Source organism: Lysinibacillus sp. BF-4, from assembly GCF_000743635.1.
GTDB lineage: Bacteria > Bacillota > Bacilli > Bacillales_A > Planococcaceae > Metalysinibacillus > Metalysinibacillus saudimassiliensis.
Genome location: NZ_JPUW01000028.1, coordinates 25,799 through 37,149 on the forward strand (window position 1 = coordinate 25,799; position 11,351 = coordinate 37,149).

At 42.3% G+C, this 11,351-nt stretch carries 11 protein-coding genes; all 11 read left to right on the plus strand.

The annotated features are described in order from the left end of the window. Positions 1 to 62 precede the first annotated feature (62 nt). Positions 63 to 761: a CoA transferase subunit A gene (locus CH76_RS09575; protein ID WP_036145435.1), complete on the plus strand. Its 699-nt coding sequence runs from the start codon at positions 63 to 65 to the stop codon at positions 759 to 761. After that, on the plus strand, positions 762 to 1,409 hold the full coding sequence (locus CH76_RS09580) for a 3-oxoacid CoA-transferase subunit B (RefSeq protein WP_036145437.1): 648 nt from the start codon (positions 762 to 764) through the stop codon (positions 1,407 to 1,409). An 84-nt stretch (positions 1,410 to 1,493) separates the two neighbouring features. Continuing rightward, positions 1,494 to 2,135, plus strand: coding sequence for a TetR/AcrR family transcriptional regulator (locus CH76_RS09585; RefSeq protein ID WP_036145440.1), 642 nt, complete (start codon positions 1,494 to 1,496; stop codon positions 2,133 to 2,135). 46 nt (positions 2,136 to 2,181) lie between these two features. Further along, positions 2,182 to 3,324: an acyl-CoA dehydrogenase family protein gene (locus CH76_RS09590; protein ID WP_036145442.1), complete on the plus strand. Its 1,143-nt coding sequence runs from the start codon at positions 2,182 to 2,184 to the stop codon at positions 3,322 to 3,324. A 42-nt stretch (positions 3,325 to 3,366) separates the two neighbouring features. Next, positions 3,367 to 5,007: an AMP-binding protein gene (locus CH76_RS09595; RefSeq protein WP_036145444.1), complete on the plus strand. Its 1,641-nt coding sequence runs from the start codon at positions 3,367 to 3,369 to the stop codon at positions 5,005 to 5,007. Between the two features lie 2 nt (positions 5,008 to 5,009). Then, complete coding sequence (locus CH76_RS09600) at positions 5,010 to 6,362, plus strand: acetyl/propionyl/methylcrotonyl-CoA carboxylase subunit alpha (protein ID WP_036145447.1); 1,353 nt, start codon at positions 5,010 to 5,012, stop codon at positions 6,360 to 6,362. A gap of 18 nt (positions 6,363 to 6,380) precedes the next feature. Further along, on the plus strand, positions 6,381 to 6,593 hold the full coding sequence (locus CH76_RS09605) for an acetyl-CoA carboxylase biotin carboxyl carrier protein subunit (RefSeq protein ID WP_036145448.1): 213 nt from the start codon (positions 6,381 to 6,383) through the stop codon (positions 6,591 to 6,593). A gap of 12 nt (positions 6,594 to 6,605) precedes the next feature. After that, positions 6,606 to 7,517: a hydroxymethylglutaryl-CoA lyase gene (locus CH76_RS09610; protein WP_036145452.1), complete on the plus strand. Its 912-nt coding sequence runs from the start codon at positions 6,606 to 6,608 to the stop codon at positions 7,515 to 7,517. Next, the gene (locus tag CH76_RS09615) at positions 7,514 to 8,290 is read left to right on the plus strand and encodes an enoyl-CoA hydratase (protein ID WP_036145455.1); all 777 of its coding nucleotides are present in this window, start codon (positions 7,514 to 7,516) and stop codon (positions 8,288 to 8,290) included. Before CH76_RS09610 ends, CH76_RS09615 begins: the two co-directional genes overlap by 4 nt. A gap of 20 nt (positions 8,291 to 8,310) precedes the next feature. Beyond that, positions 8,311 to 9,837: an acyl-CoA carboxylase subunit beta gene (locus CH76_RS09620; RefSeq protein ID WP_036145458.1), complete on the plus strand. Its 1,527-nt coding sequence runs from the start codon at positions 8,311 to 8,313 to the stop codon at positions 9,835 to 9,837. 89 nt (positions 9,838 to 9,926) lie between these two features. Then, positions 9,927 to 11,225, plus strand: coding sequence for an HD domain-containing protein (locus tag CH76_RS09625; RefSeq protein WP_036145461.1), 1,299 nt, complete (start codon positions 9,927 to 9,929; stop codon positions 11,223 to 11,225). The last annotated feature ends 126 nt before the right edge of the window (positions 11,226 to 11,351 follow it).

The window sequence follows — 11,351 nt, forward strand, 5'->3', positions numbered from 1 at the left end:
CTCTAATAGATAAAAACACGCTACGATTAATTTACAACATAGCGAGAGGGAGGTGCATTAGTATGACAAAGGTAAAGCAATCATTTGATGAGGCGTTGCAAGGTTTACAAGATGGGCAAACAGTAGTAGTGGGTGGCTTTGGTCTTTGCGGCATTCCAGAAAAGGCCATCGAGGCTATACAAGCAAAAGGTACGCGTGAGCTAACAGTAGTGAGTAATAACTGTGGTGTTGACGATTTTGGGCTAGGTATTTTATTAGCTAATCGTCAAATTACAAAAATGGTAGCGTCCTATGTGGGCGAAAATAAAATTTTTGAACAGCAGTATTTAAGTGGTGAGTTAGAGGTTGAACTAACACCACAAGGGACATTAGCAGAACGCATTCGCGCAGGTGGTGCTGGCATCCCTGCATTTTACACAGCAACAGGCGTGGGTACGCCCATTGCGGATGGCAAACCTCGTAAAGTATTTGACGGCAAAACTTATATAGAGGAGCGCGCGATTACAGGCGACTATGCATTAGTGAAAGCGTGGAAGGCAGATAAGCTAGGTAATCTCGTATTTCGTAAAACAGCACGTAATTTTAATCCGCTAGTCGCGACAGCGGGCAAGGTAACTATTGCAGAGGTGGAGGAGCTAGTGGAAGTCGGTGAACTAGATGCTGACCACATTCACACACCAGGTGTTTATGTACAACACGTCATTGTAGGTCAAGGTTACGAGAAGCGCATTGAGCGACGCACAGTAAGGGAGGTGGAGTAAATGAGAGAGCAGATTGTAAAGCTTGCGGTACGTGAAATTAAAGATGGCATGAATGTTAATTTAGGTATTGGTATGCCAACACTAGTCGCGAATGAAATTCCTACAGATTATCAAGTTTTACTTCAGTCAGAGAACGGCTTACTTGGCATTGGACCTTACCCAACCGAGGCAGAGCTAGATGCAGATTTAATTAATGCTGGTAAGGAAACTGTCACAGCTGTACCAGGTGCATCGTATTTTGACAGTGCTGCATCATTTGCGATGATTCGTGGTGGGCATATTGATTTGGCTATTTTAGGTGGCATGGAAGTTGATGAACAGGGTGATCTTGCCAATTGGATGATACCAGGCAAAGTAGTTAAAGGCATGGGTGGCGCAATGGATTTAGTACAGGGCGCAAAAAAGGTCATTGTCATTATGGAGCACGTCTCTAAACATGGCGAGTCAAAAGTGAAAAAGCGTTGCACACTACCTTTAACAGGTCAGGGTGTAGTACATCGCTTAATTACAGATTTAGCTGTTTTTGATTTTACAGAGCAGGGCATGGTACTCGTCGAAAAAGCCGCGGATATTACGCTAGAGGAGCTTAAGCAAAAGACAGAGGCTACGTATGTTGTGAGTGATAAAATAGCTGATTTTGCTGTTTAAAGATTTTAAATTCTCTTAAACGCTTGGTTTTTGTAAAAGTAGATGGTATAGTGAACGCAAGCAAAAACGAAAGTGGGCAATCAGTTGAAAAAGGATTTAAAGCAAGAGATTATTGATACAGCTTTGCAATTATTTCAAGTACATGGCTATAACGGCGTGAGTGTTAATCAAATTGTGGCGCAAGCTGGTACGTCTAAAGGTGGTTTTTATCATCACTTTAAAGCAAAGGATGAGTTGCTTTACGAGATTCACGATATTTTTATTACGTATGTGTTAGAGGAAGCTAAGAAGACAGAGGAGCACTATACTACACCAATTGCTAAATTATGTGCGTTGTTACACTCTTTTACCGCAGCCTTTCACACTTACCAGGCACATATTACTGTGTTTTATGACGAAAGCAAATCACTACTCGACAGTGATCGCGAAGTTATTACACAAAAACGTGATGCTTACCGTAAGATTTTACAACAAGTTATTGTAGACGGGCAGCAAAGCGGGGATTTCCGTGAGGCATTACCACCAATTATTGTTACGCTATCCATTACAGGTATGGTGAACTGGTCATACAAATGGTATAAGCAGGATGGCACGATGACAATGGCACAAATCACCGATATTTTTATTGATATGATTTTACGTAGTATTGTGACACAACAAGGGGCCGAAGAGGCAAAGCATTATAGTATTGAATCAGCAAACATAGACGCTGGTTTTATTTTTTAACTCAAACAAACCGACTGGTCGGTATAAAAACAAGGGGGAAAAGGGTATGAACTTTGAATTAACAAAGGAACAAAAAATGATTCGTGATACGGTACGTAGTTTTGCAGAAAAGGAAATCGCACCATATGCACGTGAGGTTGATCAAACATCAACGATGCGCATCGAAACATTTCATAAGTTAGCCGAACTTGGCTTAATGGGTATTCCATTTCCTGAGGAGTACGGCGGAGCAGGAGCAGATACAGTATCCTATGCTTTGGCTGTTGAAGAAATTGGACGAGCTTGTGGGGGTACAGGTTTGAGTTACGCAGCAGCTATTAGCCTTGGGGCAACACCAATTTATAACTTTGGTACAGAGGAGCAAAAGCAAGAATGGCTCGTACCGCTAGCAAAAGGCGAAACGCTAGGATCGTTCGGTTTAACAGAGCCTAATGCTGGTTCGGATGCTGGGGGCACACGTACAACAGCAGTAGTTGATGGTGATGATTATATTATTAACGGCGAAAAATGTTGGATTACGAACGCGGGCCATGCCCGTCAAATTATTGTTACTGCAGTGACAGGCAAACGTGAAGACGGTAAAAAAATCATTTCTTCGATTATTGTACCAACGGATGCTGCAGGCGTAACGATTAATTGTAACTATGACAAAATGGGTGTGCGTGGCTCTAATACATGCGAAATTATTTTGCAAAATGTACGTGTACCACGAAAAAATTTATTAGGCGATGAGAAGCGCGGCTTTTCTCAATTCTTAAGTACATTAGATGGCGGACGTATTTCAATTGCGGCATTATCTGTTGGTATTGCACAGTCTGCTTACGAAAAGGCATTAAAGTTTGCTAAAGAGCGTGAACAGTTTGGTACGCCAATTTCAAAATTTCAAGCAATCCAATTTAAATTAGCGGATATGGCGATGGAGATTGAGCTAGCACGTACATTAGTGCATAAGGCGGCTTGGTTGAAGGACAATGGTAAACCATTTGCGCGTGAAGCGGCCATGGCTAAACTATTTGCGTCGGAGATGGGCTTCCGTACATGTAATCAAGCAATCCAAATCCATGGTGGCTCAGGTTATATGCAGGAGTATGATGTGGAACGTCATTTACGTGATATTAAACTAATGGAGATTGGCGAAGGTACTTCAGAAATTCAGCGCATTGTAATTTCTCGTTTAATTGGTTGTTAAGTCATTGGCAAATGAATGTAGTGAAGGGAAAGGGGATTTTCAATGGCAGAGTTAGTGCATAAAACAATTGGCCAACTATTAGCAGAACAAACGAAAAAAAACCCGAATCACGAAGCGCTTGTCTATGCGGACCGAGGTTTGCGTATGACCTATCAACAATTTAATGAGCAGTGCCGCTTAGTTGCCAAGGGGCTTATGTCTTTAGGAATTGAGAAGGGCGAAAATATTTCGGTATGGACGAGCAATGTGCCAGAGTGGGTGCAGTTACAATTTGCCTCAGGTTATATGGGAGCACCAATTGTCACAGTCAATACCAACTATCGCCAAAGTGAATTAGAGTATTTATTAAAGCAATCGGATACAACTACTTTAATTTTAATGCCACAGTATCGTGATCACGCTTTTATTGACACAGTTAAAGCACTCTGTCCAGAGCTTGAGGATAGTGAGCCAGGTAATTTACAGTCAAAACGTTTGCCCTTATTAAAACGTGTAATTGTTATTGGCGATTACGAAGGTAGCGGTGTTTTAACATGGGATGATTTGTTAATAGGTGCGCAAAAAATTAGTGATGCAGCGCTTGATGAGCGTCATGCTACGTTGCACTATGACGATGTAATTAATATTCAATACACATCAGGTACAACGGGTTTTCCAAAAGGCGTTATGTTAACGCATTTTAACCTGGTAAATAACGCCATGAATATTGCAGAGTGTATGAATCTTACACAAGAGGATCGCTTATGTATTCCCGTCCCATTCTTCCACTGTTTTGGTTGTGTTATTGGCACGCTCGCTATAACTTCAGTAGGCGGCACAATGCTACCTGTACAGGAGTTTTCGCCGGATGCTGTAATGGCAATAATTGAGCAAGAAAAATGTACAGCAGTACATGGTGTGCCAACGATGTTTATTAGTAAGTTAAATTCACCGAATTTTTCGAACTATGATTTGAGTTCACTAAGAACGGGTGTAATGGCGGGTTCAACTTGTCCAGTAGAAGTGATGAAGTCGGTCATTGATAAGATGGGGATGACAGACATTACCATTTGCTATGGGCAGACAGAGTCATCGCCTGTAATTACGCAAACGCGTGTGGACGATGATTTTACAGCTAAGGTCGAAACTGTTGGACGCGCATTACCTAATCTCGAAGTGAAAATCGTAGTGCCTGGCACTAACGACGAAGCACCGCGCAATACCCAAGGCGAGTTATGCACACGCGGCTATCATGTCATGAAAGGTTACTATAACAACCCAGAGGAAACAGCAAATGTGATTGATGATGATGGTTGGCTGCACACAGGCGATCTTGCAACGATGGATGAACAAGGGTTTGTGCGAGTTACAGGACGTTTAAAAGATATGGTCATTCGTGGCGGTGAAAATATTTACCCGCGTGAGATTGAGGAATTTTTATATACACATCCTAAAGTATTTGATGTACAGGTGGCAGGTGTACCTGACGAAAAGTACGGCGAGGAAGTTGTGGCATGGATTATTCCAAGGCCAGGCGAGCAACTAACAGAGCAAGAAGTACGCGCGTATTGCCAAGATAAAATTTCGCGCTATAAAATACCGCGCTATATTAAATTTTTAGAAGAATACCCAATGACAGCATCGGGCAAAATCCAAAAATTTAAGTTGCGTGATGCATTTATTTCACAAAATATGGGGGGATAACGATGTTTAAAAAAGTATTGATTGCGAACCGTGGCGAAATTGCGCGCCGCATTATTCGTACATGTAAACGCTTAGGTATTGAAACAGTAGCAGTATATTCTGAAGCGGATGCGGAGGCACTGCATGTCAAAGAAGCAACAGAAGCTTATTGCATTGGTAAGCCTCCTGTAGCACAGAGTTACTTAAATATCGCACGTATTTTGGAAGTAGCAAAGGAGAGCGGCGCTGAGGCCGTTCACCCAGGCTACGGTTTACTATCTGAAAACGCAAGCTTTGCTGAGGCGTGTGAGCAAGCAGGTTTAACCTTTATTGGGCCAAGCGCAGGTGTCATTGCTTCGATGGGCAGTAAGCTAGAAGCACGAAAAACGATGAAGGCGGCGGGTGTTCCTATTGTTGAAGGCGTAGAGACAGCTGTGAAGGATGCAGAGGAGGCACTGCAAATTGCAGCAGGCATTGGCTACCCCGTAATGTTAAAAGCATCGGCTGGTGGCGGTGGTATTGGCATGCAACTCGTAGAAAGTGAAAAAGATTTAACACAGGCGTTTGAAGGCAATCAAAAGCGTGCGGCTTCTTTCTTTGGTGAAGGTACGATGTATTTGGAGCGATTTATTGCTGAGGCACATCATATCGAAGTACAAATTATCGTAGATACGCATGGAACGATTGTGCCACTATTTGAGCGTGAGTGCTCAATACAGCGCCGCAACCAAAAAGTTGTGGAAGAAGCGCCATCACCATTTATTTCAGCGGCAACGCGTCAAAAAATGCTTGATGCTTCAGTGAAAGCCGTTGAGCATATTGGTTATGTGAATGCAGGTACGATTGAGTATTTAGTGGATGATGAGCAAAATTTTTATTTCCTTGAAATGAATACGCGTTTACAGGTAGAGCATCCTGTTACGGAAGAAATTACAGGGGTAGATTTAGTTGAAGCGCAACTTATTGTGGCATCAGGCGGCAAGCTTGGATTTACGCGCGAGACAATCAACCAAAATGGACACGCTATTGAAGTCCGTATTTATGCTGAAAACCCAACGAACTTCTTCCCATCCCCTGGCACGATTAGCAAATTAGCATTACCAACAGGCGACGGTGTGCGTAATGAGTGTGGTGTGTATGAAGGTGGAGCTGTAACACCGTTTTATGACCCTATGATTAGTAAGTTAATTGTTTGGGGTGAGACGCGAGAGGTAGCTTGCGAGCGCTTAATTAAAGCGTTAGAAGCGTTTGTGATAGAAGGCATTCAAACTAATATTCCAATGCTGCTAAAAACAGTATCACACGAAGCCTTTTTAGCAGGTAATACAACAACAAAGTTTGTAGAGCATTATTATTTATCACAATTACAAAAGTAACTTTTGGAGGGATTTATTATGGCGACAGTAAAAGCGAGTATGGCAGGAACAGTATGGAAGATTTTAGTGGCAGAAGGTGATCAAGTAACAGCAGGTCAAGACGTTGCAATTTTAGAGTCAATGAAAATGGAGATTCCTATTGCGGCTGAGGAGGATGGCACAGTTACTAAAATTATTGCCAACGAAGGTGATTTTATTAATGTGGATGATGATTTAGTAGAGATTAGCTAAGGAGGATGCGATATGCACATACCGAAACACGTTGTACTAAAGGAAGTGGGCCCACGAGACGGCTTACAAAATGAAAAAGCGACAATTTTAACAGCAGATAAAGTGGCGCTCATTGATTTATTGAGTGCTTCGGGGCTTTCGTATATCGAGGTTTCTTCGTTTGTGCACCCAAAATGGATTCCGCAATTAGCTGATGCTGCGGAGGTGCTTGCTACTATTAAACGACAGCAAGATATTACGTATGCGGCGCTTATCCCTAATAAGCGTGGCTTGGAGCGAGCACTTACCGTAGGCATTGATGAGGCGAGTGTGTTCATGTCTGCCAGTGAGAGTCACAATAAAAATAATATTAATAAATCCATTCATGAGACTTACCCTGTGTTACGGGAAGTCGTGGAGGAAGCAAAGCGAGAAGGCTTGCGCGTAAGGGGTTATATTTCTACGGTAATTGGTTGCCCTTATGAAGGAGCTATTGCGCCGCAAAAAGTACGTGAGGTAGCGGACGCATTATTTACGATGGGTGTAGATGAGATTTCACTTGGCGATACGATTGGTGTTGGCGTGCCTACACAAGTCGAAGCATTGCTTGCGCATTTATTACCACATTATGCGGCTGATACACTTGCGATGCATTTTCATGATACAAGAGGTACAGCGATGGCAAATGTGGTGAAGTCTATGGAGATGGGCATTACGACATTTGATAGCGCGATTGGCGGCTTAGGCGGTTGTCCGTATGCTAAAGGCGCGTCAGGTAATGTCGCAACAGAAGACTTATTATATTTATTTGACGAAATGAACATTCATACGGGTGTGCAAATGGATCGTGTATTAGCAGCGGCGAGTTTTATTGAGCAAAAATTAACTAAACCGCTTAACTCGAAACAAATGGAAATCAAGCGGCATCAGGAGGTAGAGCAATGACGGAGTTAGTAACGTTTGAAGAGGTAGCCCCGCATATTGGTTGTATTACGCTACAACGTGCCGAAGCGGCGAATGCTATGTCACGCGCATTACTAGAACAGTTAGCGACAGTAGTGGATGCATTAGCGCTACGCCATGATATCCGCGTTGTGATTTTGACAGGTGCAGGTAGTAAGGCATTTTGTGCAGGTGCAGATTTAAAAGAGCGCCGTGGCATGAGTGAGCCAGAAGTAAAGCAAGCAGTGCGCTTAATTGGTCAAACTGTGAATAAGGTAGAGGCAATACCTCAACCTGTGATTGCGGCGATTAATGGTGTCGCTTTTGGGGGAGGGCTTGAGCTAGCCTTAGCGTGTGACTTACGCGTAGCGCAAACGCATGCCAAGTTAGGCTTAACCGAAACTTCACTCGCTATTATACCTGGTGCAGGAGGTACACAGCGCTTGCCACGTTTGATTGGTTTAGGGAAAGCAAAACAATTAATTTATAGTGCAGCACGCTTAACAGCATCTGAAGCGGCTACACATGGTATTGTCGAAAAAGTTTGCGATGATGCGTTAGAAGGGGCACTTAGCTTAGCACACACTATTGCTCAAAATGCACCACTGGCATTAATGCAAGCAAAACAGGCAATTAATAAAGGTTATGAAGTAGACATACAAACAGGTTTAGCAATTGAAGCATTGGCGTATGATGCGCTGATTCCAACAAAGGATCGTATTGAAGGGCTTGTTGCCTTTGGCGAAAAACGAGCACCACAATACAAAGGGGAATAATACAAAGGGAGGAATTGGACATGAGCGAAGTAACTAACACAACAATGAAGGAAGAAATTTTACAAGGAGGTAAGCCAAAATATCATGAAAAAAATGCCGCGCAGGGCAAGATGTTTGTGCGTGAGCGTTTAGCTATGTTATTAGATGATGGCTTACAATCAGAGGACGGGCTTTACGCCAATTGCTTAGCAGGTGACTTACCAGCAGATGGTGTAGTAACGGGGATTGGTAAAGTAAACGGGCGTACGGTTTGTGTACTTGCTAATGACTCTACAATCAAAGCAGGTTCTTGGGGCAAGCGTACCGTCGAAAAAATGATTCGTATTCAAGAAACAGCAGAAAAACTTCGCTGTCCAATGCTGTACCTTGTTGACTCAGCAGGTGCACGTATTACAGACCAGCTTGAGATGTTCCCAGGACGCAGAGGCGCGGGGCGTATTTTTTATAACCAAGTGAAGATGAGTGGTAAAGTGCCGCAAATCTGTTTATTATTTGGTCCTTCGGCAGCAGGTGGCGCCTATATCCCAGCTTTTTGTGATATCGTCGTAATGGTGGAGGGCAACGCGTCCATGTACTTAGGTTCACCACGAATGGCAGAGATGGTTATTGGCGAAAAAGTTGACCTTGAAACAATGGGGGGAGCTAAAATGCATTGCTCAATATCAGGTTGTGGTGATGTTTTAGCTAAGTCTGAAGAAGAAGCTATAACATATGCGCGTAAATATTTGAGCTACTTCCCAAGCAACTACACAGAAAAAAGCCCAGTAAGTGCACCACAGCCACCAGCAGATTTTGAAAAAACGATTGATGAATTAATTCCTAAAAATCAAAATGTACCATTTGATATGTATCAGTTGATTGACCGTTTGATTGATGCAGATTCATTTTGTGAGGTAAAAAAATTGTTTGCACCAGAGCTGATTACAGGGCTCGGTCGTATTGATGGGCAACCTGTTGGCATCATTGCTAATCAGCCGCGCGCAAAGGGTGGCGTATTATTCCATGACTCAGCAGATAAGGCGGCTAAATTTATTTCATTATGCGATGCCTTTAACATCCCACTTGTTTTCCTAGCAGATGTACCGGGCTTTATGATTGGTACGCAAGTAGAGAAGGTGGGGATTATTCGTCACGGCGCTAAAATGATTTTTGCGATGAGCGAGGCAACAGTGCCTAAGTTAACCGTTATTGTACGTAAAGCTTACGGTGCAGGATTGTATGCTATGGCAGGGCCTGCCTTTGAGCCAGACTGCTGTATAGCCTTAACTGGTGCACAAATTGCTGTAATGGGACCAGAGGCTGCAGTGAATGCCGTATATGCTAATAAAATTGCAGAGCTACCAGAAGAGGAGCGTGCAACATTTATTGCGGATAAGCGTAAGGAGTATCAACAAGAGATTGATGTATACCGCCTAGCATCCGAATTAATTATTGATGATGTGATTGAGCCAAATGATTTACGCAAGGCTCTAGCGACACGTTTACCACTGTATATGTCAAAATATACAACCTTCACTGACCGCAAACACGGTGTAAATCCAGTTTAATTCATATTTTAAGGCTATCTCGGTTGTGAGATAGCCTTTTTTGTATATATAATAGAAGAAAGTATAAATTTGCATTGGAGGGAAGGTTTATGAGCTACGCGCAAACAAAGCTTCGAGAAGAAAAAGTTTTCAAGGATCCTGTCCATAGTTACATACATGTTAGAGATTTAGTGATTTGGGATTTAATTAGTACACGCGAGTTTCAACGCCTACGTCGCATTCGTCAATTAGGCACTACATATCTTGTGTTTCACGGAGCTGAGCATAGTCGCTTTAATCATTCATTAGGTGTGTATGAAATTATTCGTCGTATTGTAGATGACATCTTTCAAGGACGTGAGCATTGGCATGAAGAAGAGCGCTTACTTACACTTTGCGCGGCATTGCTTCATGATTTAGGGCATGGGCCATTTTCTCATGCGTTTGAAAATGTATTTGGTTTAGATCACGAGGAGTATACGCGCTATATTTTACTCGGAGATACTGAGGTCAATGCTGTGTTGCGTAAAGTAGCTGATGATTTTCCAGAGAAGGTAGCTCAAGTAATCGAAAAAAAATATAAGGACCCGCTAGTCGTAAGTTTAATATCGAGCCAAATCGATGCGGACCGTATGGATTATTTGCAACGTGATGCATATTATACGGGTGTGAGTTACGGTCATTTTGATATGGAGCGCATACTACGCGTGATGCGTCCACGTAAGGATAAAATTGTGATTAAAGAAAGTGGTATGCATGCGGTAGAGGATTATATTATGAGTCGCTATCAAATGTACTTACAAGTTTATTTCCATCCAATTTCCCGTAGCGCCGAAATGATTTTAAATAATACATTAAAACGAGCACGTAAATTATATCAAGAAGGCTACGCTTTTAAACAAGAACCGTTTCCTTTTGCTTCTTTCTTTGTAGGTGACATTACGTTAGAGGATTATATTGCGCTAGATGAGAGTGTCGTGCTAACTTACTTCCAGTGGTGGTCACATGAAGAAGATGAGATTTTACGTGATTTAAGCACACGCTTTATTAATCGCAGATTGTTTCACTATGTAGACTTCAATCCAGGGGAAGAGTTACAAAAGTATGAGCGTTTAAAGGAGCTGTTTCATGAGGTGGGTATTGACCCAACGTATTATTTTGTTCATGATACAACAGCTGATTTGCCGTATGACTTTTACCGCCCTGGCGAAGAAAAAGTACGAGAACCCATCTTTTTAGAAATGAAAAATGGTAAAGAGTTAGAGCTGTCTCGTAAATCAACCATTGTAGACGCAATTACAGGCCGTGTGCAGCGCGACCATAAAGTATACTTTCCTATGGAACGTATTATCGCCCTGCAAAATTGCCCAGCAGCTATAGAATTAAAAGAGCTACTTCATATCAAATAAAAAAGTGAATCCTTGTCCCATAAGCTTTCAGAAGCAAATAAGAATATCATATTTGTTAAACTAAAAGAAATAATAAAAGAAAATTTAACGGCTTTCCGAAAGAAGTCTCTCATCCTCAAGGAATGT

Excerpts from the sequence above, each read along its gene's own strand:
- CH76_RS09590 (WP_036145442.1), top strand. The coding sequence starts at position 2,182 with ATGAACTTTGAATTAACAAAGGAACAAAAAATGATTCGTGATACGGTA.
- CH76_RS09580 (WP_036145437.1), top strand. The coding sequence starts at position 762 with ATGAGAGAGCAGATTGTAAAGCTTGCGGTACGTGAAATTAAAGATGGC.
- CH76_RS09610 (WP_036145452.1), top strand. The coding sequence starts at position 6,606 with ATGCACATACCGAAACACGTTGTACTAAAGGAAGTGGGCCCACGAGAC.
- CH76_RS09595 (WP_036145444.1), top strand. The coding sequence starts at position 3,367 with ATGGCAGAGTTAGTGCATAAAACAATTGGCCAACTATTAGCAGAACAA.
- CH76_RS09605 (WP_036145448.1), top strand. The coding sequence starts at position 6,381 with ATGGCGACAGTAAAAGCGAGTATGGCAGGAACAGTATGGAAGATTTTA.
- CH76_RS09615 (WP_036145455.1), top strand. The coding sequence starts at position 7,514 with ATGACGGAGTTAGTAACGTTTGAAGAGGTAGCCCCGCATATTGGTTGT.
- CH76_RS09625 (WP_036145461.1), top strand. The coding sequence starts at position 9,927 with ATGAGCTACGCGCAAACAAAGCTTCGAGAAGAAAAAGTTTTCAAGGAT.
- CH76_RS09600 (WP_036145447.1), top strand. The coding sequence starts at position 5,010 with ATGTTTAAAAAAGTATTGATTGCGAACCGTGGCGAAATTGCGCGCCGC.
- CH76_RS09620 (WP_036145458.1), top strand. The coding sequence starts at position 8,311 with ATGAGCGAAGTAACTAACACAACAATGAAGGAAGAAATTTTACAAGGA.
- CH76_RS09575 (WP_036145435.1), top strand. The coding sequence starts at position 63 with ATGACAAAGGTAAAGCAATCATTTGATGAGGCGTTGCAAGGTTTACAA.